General features: G+C 67.5%; 13 protein-coding genes. 5 read left to right on the top strand and 8 right to left on the bottom strand.

The window, feature by feature from the left end; translation table 11 throughout:
• Nucleotides 1-25: 25 nt before the first annotated feature.
• Nucleotides 26-1,036 (bottom strand): helix-turn-helix transcriptional regulator, encoded by a 1,011-nt coding sequence (locus MUB46_RS13990; protein WP_261616553.1) that lies wholly within the window; start codon nucleotides 1,034-1,036, stop codon nucleotides 26-28.
• 370 nt (nucleotides 1,037-1,406) lie between these two features.
• Between MUB46_RS13990 and MUB46_RS13995 the strand changes: the two genes are divergently transcribed.
• Together MUB46_RS13995 and MUB46_RS14000 are read left to right on the top strand one after the other, a co-directional pair.
• The gene (locus MUB46_RS13995; RefSeq protein ID WP_261616554.1) at nucleotides 1,407-3,173 is read left to right on the top strand and encodes an RCC1 domain-containing protein; all 1,767 of its coding nucleotides are present in this window, start codon (nucleotides 1,407-1,409) and stop codon (nucleotides 3,171-3,173) included.
• A 140-nt stretch (nucleotides 3,174-3,313) separates the two neighbouring features.
• Nucleotides 3,314-5,014 carry an RCC1 domain-containing protein gene (locus MUB46_RS14000; RefSeq protein WP_261616555.1) on the top strand — a complete coding sequence of 567 codons (1,701 nt, stop codon included), beginning with the start codon at nucleotides 3,314-3,316 and terminating at the stop codon, nucleotides 5,012-5,014.
• 10 nt (nucleotides 5,015-5,024) lie between these two features.
• Here the strand turns inward: MUB46_RS14000 and MUB46_RS14005 are convergent, their stop codons facing one another.
• Complete coding sequence (locus MUB46_RS14005) at nucleotides 5,025-6,128, bottom strand: phosphatidylserine decarboxylase (protein ID WP_261616556.1); 1,104 nt, start codon at nucleotides 6,126-6,128, stop codon at nucleotides 5,025-5,027.
• 55 nt (nucleotides 6,129-6,183) lie between these two features.
• On the bottom strand, nucleotides 6,184-6,906 hold the full coding sequence (locus MUB46_RS14010) for a phytochelatin synthase family protein (protein ID WP_261616557.1): 723 nt from the start codon (nucleotides 6,904-6,906) through the stop codon (nucleotides 6,184-6,186).
• Between the two features lie 135 nt (nucleotides 6,907-7,041).
• Between MUB46_RS14010 and MUB46_RS14015 the strand changes: the two genes are divergently transcribed.
• Nucleotides 7,042-7,413 (top strand): c-type cytochrome, encoded by a 372-nt coding sequence (locus tag MUB46_RS14015; RefSeq protein WP_261616558.1) that lies wholly within the window; start codon nucleotides 7,042-7,044, stop codon nucleotides 7,411-7,413.
• 38 nt (nucleotides 7,414-7,451) lie between these two features.
• On the opposite strand, the gene MUB46_RS14020 is transcribed toward MUB46_RS14015, so the two are convergent.
• The 3 genes from MUB46_RS14020 to MUB46_RS14030 are packed head-to-tail and all read right to left on the bottom strand — an operon-like array spanning nucleotide 7,452 to nucleotide 10,979.
• Entirely contained in the window at nucleotides 7,452-8,915 is a 1,464-nt protein-coding gene (locus MUB46_RS14020; RefSeq protein WP_261616559.1) for a hypothetical protein, read from the bottom strand.
• Nucleotides 8,912-10,537, bottom strand: a complete 1,626-nt coding sequence (locus MUB46_RS14025) for a GMC family oxidoreductase (RefSeq protein ID WP_261616560.1) — start codon at nucleotides 10,535-10,537, stop codon at nucleotides 8,912-8,914. The genes MUB46_RS14020 and MUB46_RS14025 overlap by 4 nt, the downstream gene beginning before the upstream one ends.
• A gap of 10 nt (nucleotides 10,538-10,547) precedes the next feature.
• Nucleotides 10,548-10,979: a hypothetical protein gene (locus MUB46_RS14030; protein ID WP_261616561.1), complete on the bottom strand. Its 432-nt coding sequence runs from the start codon at nucleotides 10,977-10,979 to the stop codon at nucleotides 10,548-10,550.
• A gap of 298 nt (nucleotides 10,980-11,277) precedes the next feature.
• Here MUB46_RS14030 and MUB46_RS14035 point away from each other — a divergent pair, with 298 nt between their 5' ends.
• Together MUB46_RS14035 and MUB46_RS14040 are read left to right on the top strand one after the other, a co-directional pair.
• A complete protein-coding gene (locus MUB46_RS14035) occupies nucleotides 11,278-12,747 on the top strand; it encodes a hypothetical protein (RefSeq protein ID WP_261616562.1) in 1,470 nt (489 codons plus the stop codon).
• Nucleotides 12,748-12,831: 84 nt separating this feature from the next.
• Entirely contained in the window at nucleotides 12,832-14,319 is a 1,488-nt protein-coding gene (locus tag MUB46_RS14040; protein ID WP_261616563.1) for a hypothetical protein, read from the top strand.
• 36 nt (nucleotides 14,320-14,355) lie between these two features.
• Here MUB46_RS14040 and MUB46_RS14045 read toward each other — a convergent pair whose 3' ends face one another.
• Nucleotides 14,356-15,759 (bottom strand): DUF1501 domain-containing protein, encoded by a 1,404-nt coding sequence (locus MUB46_RS14045; RefSeq protein WP_261616564.1) that lies wholly within the window; start codon nucleotides 15,757-15,759, stop codon nucleotides 14,356-14,358.
• A 5-nt stretch (nucleotides 15,760-15,764) separates the two neighbouring features.
• Nucleotides 15,765-17,123 (bottom strand): DUF1800 domain-containing protein, encoded by a 1,359-nt coding sequence (locus MUB46_RS14050; protein WP_261616565.1) that lies wholly within the window; start codon nucleotides 17,121-17,123, stop codon nucleotides 15,765-15,767.
• Between the last annotated feature and the right edge of the window lie 152 nt (nucleotides 17,124-17,275).

Here is a 17,275-nt window from a genome sequence, read left to right on the forward strand (position 1 = left end):
CGAAGCGCGTGTTGGTTGGGCCCGATCAATCGCGAAGGAGGCCGCGCGCACTTCGCACTTCGCCGGGCGTTGCCGCGTAGCGCTGACGGAAGCAGCGATTGAAATAGGACACGTCGCTGAAGCCGCAGTGATAGGCGATGTCGGTGATGGTGACGCGATCGTTGCCTGGATCGGCGAGCAGCCGGTAGGCGCGCTCGAGCCGCTCGGTCCGAAGAAGGTCGGAGAAGCGTTCGCCTTGTGAGGCGAGCAATTTGCGGATGTAGCCCGGCGATATGCCGTGCTGCCGCGCCACATCGGCGATGGAATACTCCGGGTCGGTCGCGTGCCGGGCAACATCGGCCCTGATCGCGGCGAGCCGCGCCGCGTGCAGCCCGCCATCCCGTCCGGACATGCGCGCCCAGTTGTCCCGGGACGTATCCAGAAGGAGGCCGGCGACCTCGTGAACGTGCCGGGCGGCCATCGCCAGAACGGACTCGTCGCCCTCGGTCGATGCCGGCCCGAGCGTACCGTCCAGAAGCATGTCCAGGTGGCCTCGAAGCAGCCGCAACGTCGCGTTTTCCCTGGGGATGACGGCGAAGCCGAGACGATCGATGTCGAGAACTCGCGACGCCATGGCGGTATACGGAATGGCCACCGTGAGAAACTCGCCGCTCGTCGAGCGGGTATGCCCGACCTCGGACGAGCGCCGCACGATCGCGTCGCCTGGCCCGATCACCGCCTCCATGCCGCGCTCGCGGATCAGCATCGATCCGCGCCTGGGGGTCAGCAGGACGAGGTCGTCGTTGTTGTCCTGGATCAGTTCGGGCGTCCGCTTGCATTCGATCGCGCTGACGTTGCCCGCCGAGATGGTGAGGCCGGGAAGTGCCGTGTAGCGGGCGTGGTAATGAAACGGACCGTCGTCGAGCGGATCGATATCGAGCCTGAGGAACTGCCGGCCGAATATCTCGCGCCAGCTGTTGAGGCGGTTGTGCTTCGGAAAGACCGCCGACGATACGGATCCGCGTAAAGGTGGCCCCTCGTTGCCCTGTTCGTTCAAATCGGACCTCGCGCAATTCGTCGGGCCAGGAAACGAAATATCCCGGAGCCGGACCTGACCAGTGCCCGAATCCCGGCAATCGTGTCTTCAAATTGTGACACGGCCGACCGCGCCGATCGGTCCACAGCCGGCTTCTCAAGAGTCCAGACTAACCAATTACCCGCTGTGTGACAGCCCCCGACGGGCCGGCTCGCGTGCCGTTTCGGGCGGGGAGGGGGCGGATGACCGTTCCGCTTAGTCGTGAATTGTCCAACCGCGACGGCGCGGCCTGTCCAAGCCTGGCCGCCCGCCCTCCTGATACGGTCGCGCGAATCCGTTGCCGTGTTTTCGGCATCGTGCATGCCTTTGGGCTCGATATTGGAGGATGGCGGTGCGTATTTCGCATTGGTTCAACGACATTGAAGCGACTGTGGCCAAGGTGGCGCCGGGTGTGGCGGTCGCCATGCTCGTCCTGGCTTTTCCGGTAGGCGGTGCGCTTGCCGGCGCGACGTCCACGAGCCTGACCGGCCCAGGCATTGCCACGACCTACGGCCAGAAGGCGGAGTTCACCGCGACGGTCCAGGGTGGCGGACCGGGTGGAACCGTGACCCTGAAGGACGGCTCCAGGTCCGTCGGCTCTGCGGCCGTCACGCTGCTGCCGGACGCCGCCGCCGTGAGCGCCGGTTTCTACCACTCCTGCGCGGTGACGGCGGCCGGCGGCGTCAAGTGCTGGGGCCAGAACACCTACGGTCAGCTCGGCGATGGTACGAAGATCGACCGCGCGGCGCCGGTGGCGGTCAGCGGGCTGTCCAGCGGGGTTGTCGCCGTCGTGGCGGCGCGCCTGCATTCCTGTGCGCTCACGGCCGCCGGCGGGGTCAAGTGCTGGGGCGCGGGTGGGCTCGGCAGGCTCGGCACCGGGGTGACGTCCGACAGTCTGATTCCTGTCGCGGTCGACGGCCTTACGAGCGGCGTCACTGCCATCGCCAGTGGATCGGACCATACCTGCGCCCTGACCGAGGCCGGCGCGATGAAATGCTGGGGTTACAATTCCGCGGGCCAGATCGGCGACGGATCGACCACCAACCGCCTCTCGCCGGTCCAGGTGCCCGGGCTTGCCAGCGGCGTCACCGCGATAACCGGCAACTACAACCATACCTGCGCGATCGTGTCCGGCGCGGCCAAGTGCTGGGGCTACAATTTCTTCGCCCAGCTCGGCGACGGGACCACCACCGACCGCCACGTCCCGACCACGGTCGACGGACTGTCCAGCGGCGTCGCCCGCATCTCTTCGGGATACCTGCACGGATGCGCGCTGACCGAGGCGGGTGTCGTCAAGTGCTGGGGAACCAACGGCAGCGAGCAACTCGGCGACGGCACGAACACGAACCGGATCAGCCCCGTGGTGGCGTCGGTGCTCTCGGACCCCGTGACGGACATCTTCGCCGGTGGCGTGCACACCTGCGTCCTGACCGAATCCGGCGTGGCCAAGTGCTGGGGCTACAACGAAGACGGCTCGCTTGGCGACGGCACCGGTGTAAACAGCACGACGCCCGTCACGGTTGCCGGTTTCGGCGCCGGTCCGGCGGCCGTCTCGGCTGGCTGGTACAGCAACTGCGGCATCACGCGCGACGGAAGTCTCAAGTGTTGGGGATACAACGGGGAATCCCAGATCGGAGACGGAACGACGACAACCCGGAATGCGCCCGTCGTCGTCACCGGTTTCGGCCCGGGCGCCACACGGCTTCCCGGTCAGGCCACCATCCGGACCGGCAAGATCTCGGCGGGAAAACGAAAAATCACCGCGCGCTACAACGGTGATGCCAACAACGCGGCGAGTATGTCGCAGGAACTGACCCACCTCGTCAGGAAAGGCAAGACGAGGACCAAGTTCAGGGTGAAGCCCAGGGCGCCGAGCCAGGACGCGGCCTTCCGCCTGAGAATATCCGTGAAGGCGAAGAAGCCGGCGGTCGGCAAGCCGGCCGGCAAGGTTGTGATCAAGGATGGCAAGAACAAGCTTGGGCTGGCCAAGGTCCGGAAAGGCAAGGCCGGCGTCAGGCTGCGCGGCCTTTCCCAGGGGCCTCACAAGCTGCGGGCGGTCTACCGGGGCGGCAAGAACTGGAAAAGCAGCAAGGCGACCAAGAAGGTCAGGTTTCGCTGACAGTCGGTCGGCCGGCGCCCGGGAGACCCACCGGGTCGCCGGCCTCGACACCCTCACACCAGGTCCGGGAAGGATGCGCGTCACCCATGCGTCTCGACATATCGTGCCCCTCCATTCAAAGGTGGCTGTCGGCCGTTCTAATGCTGGCCGCGACGGCCGTGCTGCCGTTCGGTACAGCGTACGCCGGCGCGACCTCCACGAGCCTGTCCGCGTCTTCGGCCAGAAGCGCGTTCGGGCAGCCCCTGACGTTTAGCGCCGTCGTCACGGGTGGCGGTCCCACCGGGACCGTGACGATCAGGAAGGACGGCCGGACGCTGGGCAGCGGAATCCTCGAATTTCTGAGCACCGCCTCGTCGATCTCGACAGGAGGCACGCATACGTGCGCCGTCACGGCCAGCGGCGGCGCCAGGTGCTGGGGCAGCAACAGCTTTGGAAAGTTGGGCGTGGGGCCAGCGGGCGATCAGACGACGCCGGTGCCCGTCAGCGGGCTCTCCTCCGGTGTCGCCGCCATTGCCGCAGGCACAAATCACACATGCGCGCTCACCGAGGGCGGAGCCGTCCTGTGCTGGGGCGCCAACGGCTTCGGGGAACTGGGCGACGGGACCACGATCGACCGGAACGTTCCGGTTGCCGTCCGCGGGCTTTCGGGCGGCGTCAAGGCGATCGCCGCGGGCGGGTATCACTCCTGCGCCGTGCTGACGACGGGCGCCGTCCGGTGCTGGGGGCGAAACGTCTATGGCGCGATCGGTGACGGCACCACCACGGATCGCCATGGTCCGGTGGCTGTCGCTGGACTTGCCGACATACAGGCGGTCACCACCGGCCTGTTTCATAGCTGCGCCATGACCGATACCGGCGCGGCGAGTTGCTGGGGCAGCAATTCGCGCGGCCAGATCGGGGACGGAACGACGACGGACCGGTATCGGCCCGTGCCGGTCAGCGGCCTGTCGTCGGGTGTCGCGGACATCGTCGCGGGCCGCGGTCATACCTGTGCGGTCACCGGCACCGGCGCAGCGCGGTGCTGGGGGTACAACAACATGGGCCAGATCGGAGACGGTACGACCACCGAGCGCCATGCGCCGGTCCTCGTCAGCGGCCTGACGAGCGGCGTTACGGCCGTTACGGGCGGCGACTATCATTCCTGCGCCGTGATCGGAAACGGGGACGCGCGTTGCTGGGGCTACAACGGCGTCGGGAACCTCGGCGACGGGACGATAGTCAACCGTGAGACGCCCGTTGCGGTCAGCCCGGGCGCCAGCGGTGCCGTGGATATCGTCGCGGGGAGCAATCATACCTGCGCCCTGACGAAGACGGGGGCCGCCCGGTGCTGGGGATACAACAATGCCGGCCAGATCGGCGACGGCACGATCACCGACCGCGAAACGCCTGTCGCTGTCGACGGTTACGCCGCCGCCGGCCTCCTTGTCAGCGCGGGAGCGTCGTTCTCGACATCCGCGCTGGCCGCGGGGACATATGCGATTACCGCCCGCTATGCGGGCGACGCCGGCAACGACGCCAGCGTTTCCTCGGCGCTGACGCAGGTCGTCGACAAGGGCAGGACCCGGACGAAACTCAGGATCAAGCCGAAGAGGCCGAGGGTCGGGACGACCGCGCGCATGACGGTCCGGGTGAAGGCCCGAGCCCCCGCGGCCGGCAAGCCGGTCGGCAAGGTCGTCGTCAAGGACGGCCGCAAGAAACTCGGAAAGTTCAAGGTCCGGAAAGGCAAGGCCAGCGTCAGGCTGCGCGGCCTCAGCGCCGGCAGGCACAAGATCAAGGTCGTCTACCAGGGCAACCGGAACTGGAAGAAGTCCGCCGGAAGGAAAAAACTGACCGTCCGATAGCGGCAGACGGCTATTCGGCTTTCGCCCTGACCGTCCCGATCGCCGCCCCCTGCAGGTAGTGCGTGCCGGGCTCGGCCGTAAGCTCCACCGCGTCCTTCTGGAACAGGACGATCACGTCGGAGCCGCCGAACTGGAAGAAGCCGAATTCCTCGCCTTTATGCAGTTTAGCGCCCACGTCCGGCGTCAGCTCGACGCTGCTCACCGGCCCCATGCCGATCGGCAGCAGCGCCACGTAGCCGAGCTCCTCGGACTGCATCACGACCAGCCCGCGCTCCTGCCGGAACTGATAGGTCGTCCCGTCGGTGAGATAGGTGGAGCCGTCCGGCCGCTCGAACACGCCGATATAGGCGAAGCCCGGCAGGATCTTCTTCTCCAACACGGTGCCGGCGAACGGCACGTGGAAGCGGTGATAGTCGGTGATCGACAGGAAGAAGTGGGTGAAGGTGCCGCCGGCGAATTTTTCGCCGTACTCGGTATCCTTCAGCAGGTCCGAGATCCGGTGCTCGATGCCCTTGACGACGATCGTCGCGTCGTCGGTGATCGGCGTCGCGCCCTTGTAGACGGAGTCGCCGGGCGAGACGATCGTCCGTCGGTCGCCCAGGCCCGCGATCGGCCGCTTGCCGGGCTTGATCTCGCGCGCGAAGAACTGGTTGAAGGTGAGCCAGCCGCTCGGGCCGACGAAATAGTCGTCGATCTTCATCGACGGGTCGTCGAGGAAGGTCTGCAGCCCGCCGACGGAGGCCGGCGAGTCGAGGAAATGGCCCCATTCCGAGATGACCTCCTTCGACCAGTCCTCGAACTCCGGGCTCTTGCGCAGCGTGTCGTTGATGTCGGTGATGATGTAGAGGGGCCCCAGCTTGTCCTCGATGTTCCGGTTCGTGGGCACGAGGCGCACGATCCCGTTGACGTAGGTCTCGAACGCCGGAATGGAGGCGATGCCGTCCATCTTCGCCGCCCCGATCGCCTGGTCCAGCGCCGCCTTCAGGTCGGGGCGCGCCGCCAGCAGGGAGCGCAGCGACTTGACCGATTTGCTGTCGCCGTAGGTCGCCGCGTGCGACAGCGACACGGGAACGGCCAGGAAGAGGAGGGCGACGGCTATTCTGAGAAACGGCATGGCGGGACCTCGTATGTCGGCGCTGCGTATGTAGGGGCGCTGATCGGCGGGCGGCTCAGGGCTTGCGCACGACGACGAAGCCGCGCGTCTTGCCGGAGGAGGAGTCAGGCGTGTTCATGGCCGCGTAGAGCCGCTCGGCCGTCGCCCAGCTCGGCAGGTACTTGTACCGGGCGACATCGAGGATAAGGAACCGGTCGGCCTCCGCATTGTAGGCGGCGACCGGCGAAATGTGGCCACCGCCATCGAGGCCCGCCTGGCCGAACTCGGCGCGGCCGAAATTGACGATCAGGATCGCGTCGGGATCGGCGAGCGCCTCGCGTGCGGCCTTGCGGAACGCGGCGACGTCGGAGTCGGAGGCGAAGGTCTTTTCCGCCTTCGCGCCGGACAGGTCGAGCAGCGTCTCGAGCTGGGCGAGGGTGAGGCCGCCCCCTTCGACGGCGGAGACCGGCGCCACGTCCTTGAGCACCTGGGTGGAGAAGATGTTGTCCTGGTCCCAGTAGTCGTACGGGTACCAGCGCGGCGCGGTCGGCGGCGTGATGCCGAGGGTGTTGAGCGCCATCACCGACGAGGCGATGCCGCAGAAGGTCGCCTGATACTCGGAGACGAAGCGGGACATGAGCGGGAGGAAGTCGCCCTTCTCGGCGGATTGGAGCCAGTCGTCGCTGTCCGGCGTCAGGAAGTATATCGGGGCCTCCGGCTTGACGGCGTCGTCCGCGGCGACAGGCCCCGAAACCGCCAGGAAAACCGCAAGGATCGGGATCAGGCGTGTTGCGCGCATTTCATCCTCCTGCATCGATGGGTCGGGAGATGCCGGGCCTCGTCCGGTTGCCGGAGAAGTCCGCGACCTCTAGACTCGTCTGTTAATAGTTTGCCGCCATAGTGCGGGACCGGCCTTTAAGGATCGTGAACCGTCATGACAGCCTTTTCCGTATCCCGTTTCAGTATCGCCGCCGTCGTGGTCTCCTCGCTGGCAGCCTTCGCGCAAGCCGCGTCCGCCGACGAAAAGACCGGTCTGGAGAAATCGGCGATCTGCGCCTCCTGCCACGGTCCCGTCGGCGTCTCCCCGGTGCCGACCTATCCGAATATCGCCGGGCAGAACCCGCTCTACCTGGAATACGCGCTGCGCCAGTATCGCTCAGGCGAACGCGGCGGCGAGCAGGCCGGCATGATGTACACGGTCACGCAGGCGCTGAGCGACACCGATATCCGCGACCTTGCCGCCTATTACGGCAGCCTGACGCCCGGCCGCTCCTACGGCACCAGTATGGCGGCGGAAACCCGGTAGGGCGCAGGGCTTGGCCTGGGGCGCGTTCAGCCTGCGCCTCATTCGGCGGGCCTGGGCTGCGCCTTCGTCATGATCCAAGAGAAATCGTAGGGCGAGGCCGAGTGGCACGCCACGCAGCTCCCGGTGCCAAAGGTCATCCGGTCGCTCGTGGTGACGGAGCGCGGCAGCTTGTCGGCGGGCCTGTTGCCGACCTGCGAGAACGTCTCCATCACCGAGTTCGCCAGGTATTGCATCAAGGGCTCGCCGCCGGACACGTTGACCACCGATCCCGGGAAGGCGGCGCCGCGCTGCGGCTGCATGTCCGGATAGGTCGGCCACTGCACGCCGATCATCTCGTAATACTGCAGCTTGGAGCCGGCCTCCGCCAGCACGGCGCGCATCCGGGCGTTGAGCGCCGCGGTCTCTCCGGGTATCGGCACCAGCCGCGTCACCTGAGTGCGGCGCACGCCGTTCTCGTCGGGGGGCACCGGAACGTTGACCGGGCACCATTCGCATTCGGCGTCGTTGAAGCTCGCCTGCAGGCGCCGCTTGGTGCCGTCGGCCGTCGTGATCTCGTGGAGCCGGTTCACGGTGACATTGTCGACATGCTCGAAGGTCGACCAGATCCACTGCGGCGAGGTCTCCGTCTTCTGGGCGATATGGAAACCGACGAGGCCGACGGTGACCGCCTTCCAGGTCGGATCGTCGGAGCCGCTCACCACGTAGGCGGGCTGCGTCAGGTAGCGCGAGAAATCGTCCATGGCCGGATCGAGAACGCGCCAGGCGACCTTCACCTCGATCGCCCCCGGCGTGTTGCCCTCGAACGAACCGGCGGGAAAGGTCAGCTTGCCGTTCTTCGCGATGTAGTTCGCAAGCCCGCCGGCCTCGTAGAGCTTGTTGTCGACGATCAGGTCGTACTCGACCTTGTTGATCAGGCTCTCGTAGTAGGCGGGCCGGCCATACTGGTCGAAGACGGAAAAGGAGAACGCCTGGTCGGTCTCCGTCGCCACGTTGAGCTTCTGGGTGGAGCTCAGGTTGTGGAGAAGCCGCGCATCGCGGTGGCCGAGCTCGGGATAGCCGACCGGGCCGGTGTCGTCTGGAAGCGGCTTCTGCACGGCGTCGGCGAGCGGAACGGACCGGTGCCGGCCGTCCCAGGGATCGGGCTCCGCACCCTTCGGCTTGAACACCTGATAGGTTTCGATCCAGTTCGACCAGGCCGGATCGCCGTCGTCGCCGACCGCGGCAAGCGGCGCGCCGCTGTCATCCGTCGGCCAGTTCAGCGCGACGAAGGCCGCCCATTGCTGGCGCTCGAACAGGCGATGGGCGAGCAGCAGGTCGCCTTTCTCCAGCAGAGCGTCGCGCAGCGTCGGATCGACGTCGGCGGGAATGGTCGCGGACAGGGGCACCGGCGCGACCGGGTCGAAGTCCGGTCCCGCTGCGAAAGCCGCGCCTATACCCGAGACCGCGGCAACGACGAGCGCTGCACCGACCAACAGCCCGTGCCTCTCGGATCGGATCCTCATGGCTTGGACAGGTCCTCGATGATTTGTTCCGATGCCCTCAGCGCGTTGGCGGCAACCGTCAGCGTCGGTGCGTTGACCGGGGCGGTGAGGTGCGCGCCCGTGCCCAGGATGAACAGGTTCTGGTGGTCGTGCGAGCGCAGGTGGATGTCGACCACGGACGTCTTCGGATCGGTGCCCATGCGCGTCGTGCCGCAGATGATGGCGCTCGACAAATAGGGCGTGTCGGTCTTCACGTCGGCGACGCCGAGGGCCGCGAAGACCTTCTTCGACGCATCGACCGCGTAGGCGAGGCCTTCCCGGGTGTAGTCGTCCACCTTGAAGTGCACGCGCGGGCGCGGGATCCCGGCACTGTCGACCTGCGTGTCGTCGAGTTCGATGCGGTTGTCCCGGTCGCCGAGTGTTTCGGCGGAGGAATTGAGCCGCAGGTGGCGCGCCATCTGATCGCGCATCGCCGAGATCATCCTGTGGCCGCGATAGCCCTGCTTGGCGAGCTCGCCGGCGAGCTTCACCGCGTCCTCGTTGCCCGACCAGCCGTCGTTCATGAACGAGGTGCCGACGGCGGCGCGCTTGGAACGGAAGTCCCCGTCGCGGAATTCGATGATGCCGGATGTCTGCTGCGGGCCGCGATAGGGATAGACAGGATCCTTGGTCAGCCCCCAGACGTCCTGGTTGAGCTGGCTCAGGAGATAGCGCCCGACATTGCCGCTCGAATTCGCGACGCCGTCCGGCGCGGTCTCGCTTTTCGAGTTCAGAAGCAGCCGCGGCGTTTCGATGGCGTGACAGGCGACGACGTAGATCCTGGCCGTCGCCACGCCTTCGCTACCGTCCGGCCGGCGGTAGCGGATGCCGGTGATCCTGTTGTCCGCGCCGACCTCTATCGTCGTCGCCAGCGCCTCGGTGACGATCTGCGCGCCGAGCGCCTGTGCCTTCAGGGTATGGACGGTGCCGTCGAACTTGGCGTGGATCGGGCAGATCGGCACGCAGGTATTGTTGCCGCAGCACGCCGGCCGCCCGTCGAAGGGCACGGAATTGCGGGCGTGCGAAAACTGCGCCATGTGCAGCCCGACCTGACGCAGGCCGGTCTCTATCTGCTGGTCCATGTAGCTCGATGGAATCGGCGGCTGCGGATAGGGCACTTTGCGCGGCGAGCCCCAGTCGTAGTCCGGATCGCCGGCCACGCCCCACATCTTCTCGGCTTCCTCGTAGTGCGGGACGAGGTCCTCGTAGGTTATCGGCCAGTCGTCGGACACGCCGTATCGCGTGCGCATCTGGAAGTCGGCCGGCCGCAGCCGGTCGGCGAAGCCGGTCCAGTGCCAGGTGGTGCCGCCGAGAATGCGCGTGTAGGAGCCGACGAACTGGTCGGGCCCCGCCTGGACGTAGAAGTCGTTCGCCTTGCCGTCGACGGGATGGGGCGCATAGGGGACGGACGGGTAGGGCGCGTTCGGCCCCTTTTCCGGGTTGGCGACGAAATTCGCCACCGCGTCGTTGCGGCTGAGGTGCGGTCCGGCCTCGAGCACGATCGTCTTCACGCCGGCGCCGGCGAGCTTGAACGCGGTGTGTCCGCCGGCGATACCCGAACCGACGATCACCACGTCGGCAGACAGGGTCGGGGCTGTGCTCATCGTACGGCCCTCATCCGGCCTGATCCGGGGGGTAGGTCCACCAGCCCATGTCCGGGCCGCAGACGCTTGGCGGTTTGGCGAACGGGAGCACCTGCCAGGCCAGCGCCTGGTGGTAGCCGACGGTCGTGCCCGGCGTGATCTCTCCGGTATAGATCATCTCGACGAAGCGCCGGGCGGCGGCCTCGACGGCCGCGTCGTCGAAGGGCTCGACGATGCTCGCGGCGTCGCGTGCGATGATCGCGGCATGGAGGCGGGCGACCACGTCGGCGCCGACCTCCCGTTCAAGAGCCGCGACGGCCAGTTCCAGCACGTTCGGGTCGGCGAGCCTGGTTCCGGCCACGATCTGGGTCGCCATCGTCCAGGTCTGCCCGCTCGCCGCCGAGGCGGCGGAGGGCACCATCGAGCCGGGAAGGGCGAGCAGGGCGGCGAGGCCCAGCGTCACGCTGCGCCGGTCCGGGCTCCACGTGCCCGATGCCGGGTCGCCTGATAGCGGGTCGCCTGATGTCGGGGAGCCTGGATCGCCTGGAAGTCGAGTCGTCACTGCCGCCTGCCGCATCTGTCGTGTACGGTCCCGCAGTAGCCGGCACCGCAAGGGAAGCATAACACGCGGATCGCGAAATGGGGCAAGAGGCGGATACGCCGGTTAACGATTCACTTCGATATGTGCTCTATTCCTGACGTTGCGGAGCATGGGTGCATGCCGTCCGCGGATTCAACTGCCTATCTGGGAGGAGGCTGTGATGCGATTCGGAATGCGAACCGGATCGACCGCGCTGGTCGGTTTGCTCTTTGCTCTTGGTCTGGGCGTGCTGGGGACCGCGGCGGTCGCCGACAACCAGACCCCCACGGTGACGCCGGTCTCGACGGACAAGAGCGCGCTTCCCTACAAGATCAAGCTCGTCAGGCTGAAGAACACGGCGAAGACGCTGCCCAACCTTCAGGGCTTCGCCGACGGGCACGTCGACGGCCTGTGGGTGATCATCGGCGGGCGCAGCAACGGCCTGCACAATTTCACCGACAGCGGCTTGAAGAACTTCCCGCCGCGCAAGCAGAACGACCGCATCTGGGTCATCGATCCGACGACCGGGAACCGCTGGTCGCGCAGCCTGTCGGAGTCCTCGTTGAACGAGGATCAGATCGATGCCCTGTCGAGCACGGCGATGGAGAGCGTCCAGGTCGGCAACAGGCTCTATGTGATCGGCGGCTACGGCTACAAGCGTTCGGTCTCGGACTTCGTTACCTATGACAGCCTGACCGCATTCGATCTGCGCGACATCGTCTTGTGGGTGCGCTCGCCGGGCAAGCTGCCGGCAGCCAAGCGGGATCTGGCGAACCTGATCCGGCAGACCTCGCACAGCGTGCTCAAGGTGACGGGCGGGCAGGCCACCAAGCTCGGCAACCGGATGATCCTGGCCTTCGGCCAGCTCTTCGACGGCGGCTACGGTGATCCGGACTTCAACCAGGTCTATACGACCCAGGTCCGCAGCTTCCGGCTGCGCGACACCGGCAAGACGGTCTCGATCAGCCAGATCCGCCGGGATCCCACCGCGCCCAACCCGACCGACTATCGCCGGCGCGACTACACGCTGGTGCCGTTCCTCGAGATGAAGGGTAAGCGCACGGTCGCCAAGTCGGCGGCGCTGGCCGGGGTGTTCACCGAGACCACCGGCATCTTCACCGTGCCGGTCGAGATCAACAGGCGCGGCACCCCCTCGATGGCCGACCCGAGCGCGCCGTCGACCTTCAAGCAGGCGATGAGCGGCTACGACACGGCGTTCCTGCCGATCTGGGACTCGGCGCGCAAGAAGAGCCATTCGGTCCTCTTCGCCGGCATCAGCTACGTCTACTACAACCGGCGATCCAAGACGTTCGTCGAGGATGCGCAGTTCCCGTTCATCAACGACATCACCGCGCTGGTGCGCAACCGCAAGGGCGGCTACGAGCAGGTGCTGATCGGCCGGTTCCCGAAGGTCAGGGACGCCGACGGAAAGCGGCTGCGGTTCGGGGCCGAGGCCAAGGTCTTCATCCATCCGAGCATTCCGGTCACCGGCAACGGCATGGTCGACCTGAAGGCGCTGAAGACTACGTTCGGCGTCGGCAAGCGGGTGCTGGTCGGCCACCTGTACGGCGGCATCGCCTCGGACGCGCCCAATGGCGGCAACACGGTCGCGTCCAACCTGATCTTCAAGATCTATCTCACGACGCGGTAAGGAAAGCGGTGCCGGGATGATTGGTCTCGGTCATGACCCCGCGGCTGCCATGGCGACGGCGGCCGCGGGACTGCGCGCAGAGCCATGAGCGGGCGCCCCTCCGCAGCGCGGGGGCGTCCGCGCGCCGCCCTGTGGGTCGCGGTCTTCACCGGCCCGGCCCTGCGCACGGCCCTTCTCGGCGGGCTGCTGGTCAGCGAGGCGGCGATCGGTTCGGCGTTCGCGCTCAACGGCGGCGAGCTCGCCATCCTCGTCGAGTGCAGCATATTCGGCGGCCTCCTGGCCGTCGTGTTGCTGCCGACCCTGACGAAGGTGCTGGGCGCCCGGGCGCTTGCCATCGGCGCGGCGTGGGCGACGATCCTGTTCCTGGCCGCCGGCATGGCCCTGGCGCCGCGCGCCTCCGGCGGCGGCGGCGCGACGATCGTCCTGTTCGCCGCCGCGCTGCTGCTCGGGTTCTTCGTCGCGCTGCTGTCGCCGATCACGCAGGCCATGCTAAACAAGGCCACGGCCGCCGATCCGGATGCGCGCCATTCGCTGCAATCGGTCTGGTCGGCCGGGCTGCCGGCGGGGTTCATCGCCGCCTCCGTCGTCGGCGGCGTCCTGGTCGAATGGACCGGCTGGTGGACGGCCCTCGCCGTGCCGCTGGCGCTGGCGATCGTCGCCGCGCTTGCACTCCTCGACAGGGGGCTCGCCCATCCCGACGCCAGCGAGGCCGAGGCGGCGCAGTCGTCGGCGGGGGAGGTCGCGATCCTCGTCCTCGCGCTCGTCGCCTTCGAGATCTGGTCGACATGGGGCAGCCTTGCCTCCTGGCTCGAGCCGGGCGTGCTTCTCGCCCTCCTGGCGACGGTGGCCATGGGTGCGCTGGCGCTCGGGCGCCTCCGACATTCTGAGAACCCGGCGATCTCGCTCGCGCCGTATTCGGTCGGCGGCTTTGCCGCCGCGACGCTGATCCTGCTGCTGTACCAGCTGCCGACGACGGCGGAGTTCGAAGTGCTGCTGCTCACCGAGCTCAGGCACGTGCCGGCCGAGGTCATCGGCAACCGGACGGCGATCGGCAACGCCGGCCAGGTCGTCGGCACGATCCTGGCCGCGGGCCTGCTGTTCCAGCGGCGCGTCCGGCTCGCGCTGGTCGCGGGCTTCGGGCTCTCGATCGTCGGCCTCGCCGGCTACGTCGCCTATCCCTGGATCGACGGCTTCGCCTATATCGCCGCGACCCGCACCGTCACCGGCCTAGGCGGTGGCCTGCTGACCCCAGTGCTGTTCGTCCTCGCGCTGAACCGCATGCCCGTCCCGCTGCAGCTGGCGGCCGGGACCTGGCTTGTGCTCGCCAATATCGGCGGCGTCGAACTGGGCCTCGCGCTGTTCGACGCCGTCCTGGAGATCTCGACGAACGTCACCGGTTCGGACCTGATCGCCTACCTGACGGTGGAGATCCTCCAGTTGGCCGTCTGCATCGTTACCGCGCTGATCGCCCTGGCACTGGTGACAACCGGCCGCCTCGACATGCGTGACGCATCTCCGCCATCGGCAGGCCCGACCGCCGAACCGGCCGCGCCGAAGCAGGGCGCGAGCTGACAGACCCGGTAGGACGACGCCACGCCGCGGCGCCGACTACATCGTGCGCGCGCCTGCCGAAGAGACGGTTTCGCCGCGGCGATAGCGTGCGATGGCGGATTCGGAGGCTACCGGCACGGGCGCGCGCGGGGTGCCGCTTATCTCGGCCACGTCGGCGCTGCTCGCCCTGATGAGCCCGCTCATCGGCGAGACCCGGTCGCTCTCCGGAAACACCGAGGTGTCGAGGATCGAGGTCGGGACGCCCAGGTGGTCGGACAGGATGCCCTTGAAGACCGACCGCAGGTCGGTCGTCGGACGCAGGTCGCTGCCTTCGAAGAGGCGCGAGGGGGCGAGGCCGGGCCAATCCGCCAGGACCCTGCCGCCGCGCACCGCGCCGCCGGCCAGCAGCGCGACCGTTCCGACCCCGTGATCCGTGCCGTGGTCTCCGTTCGCACGCGCGGTGCGGCCGAATTCGGTGGCCATCACCACGACCGTCCTGCTCCAGGCCCCCCCCGAAGCCCTGCGGAAATCGTCAATGGCGTGGTCGAGCTCGGACAACAGGTTGGCAAGCTGTCCTGTGGTGCTGCCCTGGTCGCTGTGGGTATCCCAGCCGTCGACGGACAGCACGGCGATACGCGGCCCGCGCGGCGACTTGAGCAGGCGCGCGGCGCCGCGGAATCCCTTGCGCAGGTCGCTGACGTTGCGGTCCCGTTTCCTGTTCATGCCCTCCGCCAGCCGGTCCGCCTCCAACCCCGCCTCCAGATAGGCGTGCATTTCGGGGTCTTTCGCCTCGTACAGCGTGCGAACCATGGAGAGCATGGGATCTTCCATGTGGTCGTAATAGGCCGGTGACCATCCCAGCACCCGTGCCGGCCCGCGCAGGATCAGCGGCGCCGCGCCGATCTGGATGGCCCCGTGCGACCGGATCGGATCCCCGGCCGGGAGCGCCGACAGAAGCCGGTTCAGCCACCCCGTCGAATTGGACGAGACCACGCCCGGCAGGCCGTTCTCCAGGTTGTCCTGGGCATCGAAGTGGGACCGGTTGTGCAGCGGTACGCAGGCGGCGTGCACCACCGCCGCCTGTCCCCTCCGGTACAGTCTGCCGAACTGCTTCATGGCCGGATGCAGGCCGAAGAAGCCGTCGAGGCGGAGCGTCTTGCTCCGCGCGATGGCGATGTCGCCGCGCAACGAAGTGTAGTGCCGGTCGCCATGCGGCACGACCGTCGACAATCCGTCCATGCCGCCGCGCAACACGACGACGAGGAGGCGGGGATCGCCGGTGGCCGCTTCCACGCCCGCCCAGCGTGGCGCGTAGGCCCAGGAGAACAGGCCGGCGGAGACGCCGAGTACCGCGCGCCGTGACAGCAGCAGCCGCGACTCCTCGCAGCCCCCCGCGGCGGCACGGACGACACTTTCGTCTGCGGAGCCTCGGACGGAGCCGGGCGGGGTCTGGTCTTCCATATCCGTTATCTCCGCTGGAATTCGGGGCTGCAGAACAGCATCGTCAGGGCCGCAGCCTTGCTGCCCGCCTGGCCGATCCGCTGCCGCGTCTCCGTGCTCAGGGCGCTGTCGTAGAGGCTGTTGGCCAGGGCCGTGGCGCTGCCGCGGTGGCGCTCATGATAAACCCAGCCGCTGACCTGGGCGGTATCCAGCCGCAGCGTCATGCCGTCCGGATCGAGCCAGTACAGCGTGTCGTCTGGAAACCCCTCCGGAGAGGGGCATTCCCAGGCCATGTTGTTGAGCGCGTAGAGCGGCCCGGCGAACGCCCACCAGTAGTACTTCTTGGAGTAACGCCGGTTCAGGGCGCGGAATTGCGCGATGGCGAGCTCGTAGGGCGTCCGGATCTTCGCGAGCGGCGCGTCGAACGCCTCCGGCAACCGGACGAGCGCGAGCGCAACCTGCTTCAGGTCACCGCGGGTGTCCAGGAACGTCTGCCTGATCGGGTCCACCATCGCCGGCGTCGGCTCGTCGGTGATGAAGTGGCGGACGAGCTTGAAGGCGATGTGCTCGGCGGTCGCGGGATGCCGCGCCAGGGCCCGGAGCGCCATCCGGCCCTGATTGATGCCGGTCCCGGGGTAGGACTTGCCCATCAGCGTGATCGGCCCCGGTTCGTGCCAGCTCTTGCGGAAGATGAAGCGGCCGCGATTGCGCTTGTTGCCGCCGTTGTGGCCGTGGTCGGCCTCCCAGCCGCGCACATAGGACCAGCCGGTGAGGATCAGCGCCAGGTTGGTGACGTCCTCCTCCGTATAGCCGCCGCCGCTGCCGAGCGTGTGCAGCTCCATCGCCTCGCGCGCCAGGTTCTCGTTGAAACCGGTGCCCCACTGCCGGCCGATCTTCGACTGCGGGCCGATGGAGTCGGCGTTGTCGAGGAACGAGATCATGGCCGGATGCCGCATCACCCCGAGCAGCATGTCGGAGAAATTGCCGAGGACGTGCTTTCGGATGACATCGCGCTCGAGCTGGCCGATCGTGCCGCGCACCGCGCCGGACTTGTTGACCGACATCGAGAAATGGTTGCTCCAGAACAGGACCAACCGTTCGACGAAGCCGACGTCCGGCTGCATATGCTTGGAGACGCGCGCGGCCAACTCCCGTTGGCGTATCGTTTCGGCCGTCTGGAAATCCTTTTCCGACTGCCTCGCCGCCTTCCGGTAGGAGGGCAGTGTCCGGCTGCGCACCTCCGCGATGCGCGGGGTGTTGACCTCGCGGATCAGGGCGGCGAGCGGATCGGCCGCGACCCTGGCGAACGAGCGCGGCTTGGCGCCGAGGCCAAACCGCTGAAACGCTACCCGCGCCCTGTGCGCGTCCTCCGAAGGTAATGCCATCGGTCGCCCCACGTCTCTTTCGAGCGGACGCGAGCGCCGAACCGGTCGCGCCTGTTGATCATGGTCGCGACGGACTTTGGCCCGGAAACGGCGAATGCCGGCCTAAGGAATTCGGCGGAATTTTAGAAAAAGGCGGCCTTGTCCGCGCGCCG

The organism is Microbaculum marinisediminis, assembly GCF_025397915.1.
Taxonomy (GTDB): domain Bacteria; phylum Pseudomonadota; class Alphaproteobacteria; order Rhizobiales; family Tepidamorphaceae; genus Microbaculum; species Microbaculum marinisediminis.

Excerpts from the sequence above, each read along its gene's own strand:
- MUB46_RS14000 (WP_261616555.1), top strand. The coding sequence starts at position 3,314 with ATGCTGGCCGCGACGGCCGTGCTGCCGTTCGGTACAGCGTACGCCGGC.
- MUB46_RS14005 (WP_261616556.1), bottom strand. The coding sequence starts at position 6,128 with ATGCCGTTTCTCAGAATAGCCGTCGCCCTCCTCTTCCTGGCCGTTCCC.
- MUB46_RS14010 (WP_261616557.1), bottom strand. The coding sequence starts at position 6,906 with ATGCGCGCAACACGCCTGATCCCGATCCTTGCGGTTTTCCTGGCGGTT.
- MUB46_RS14015 (WP_261616558.1), top strand. The coding sequence starts at position 7,042 with ATGACAGCCTTTTCCGTATCCCGTTTCAGTATCGCCGCCGTCGTGGTC.
- MUB46_RS14020 (WP_261616559.1), bottom strand. The coding sequence starts at position 8,915 with ATGAGGATCCGATCCGAGAGGCACGGGCTGTTGGTCGGTGCAGCGCTC.
- MUB46_RS14025 (WP_261616560.1), bottom strand. The coding sequence starts at position 10,537 with ATGAGCACAGCCCCGACCCTGTCTGCCGACGTGGTGATCGTCGGTTCG.
- MUB46_RS14035 (WP_261616562.1), top strand. The coding sequence starts at position 11,278 with ATGCGATTCGGAATGCGAACCGGATCGACCGCGCTGGTCGGTTTGCTC.
- MUB46_RS14040 (WP_261616563.1), top strand. The coding sequence starts at position 12,832 with ATGAGCGGGCGCCCCTCCGCAGCGCGGGGGCGTCCGCGCGCCGCCCTG.
- MUB46_RS14045 (WP_261616564.1), bottom strand. The coding sequence starts at position 15,759 with ATGGAAGACCAGACCCCGCCCGGCTCCGTCCGAGGCTCCGCAGACGAA.
- MUB46_RS14050 (WP_261616565.1), bottom strand. The coding sequence starts at position 17,123 with ATGGCATTACCTTCGGAGGACGCGCACAGGGCGCGGGTAGCGTTTCAG.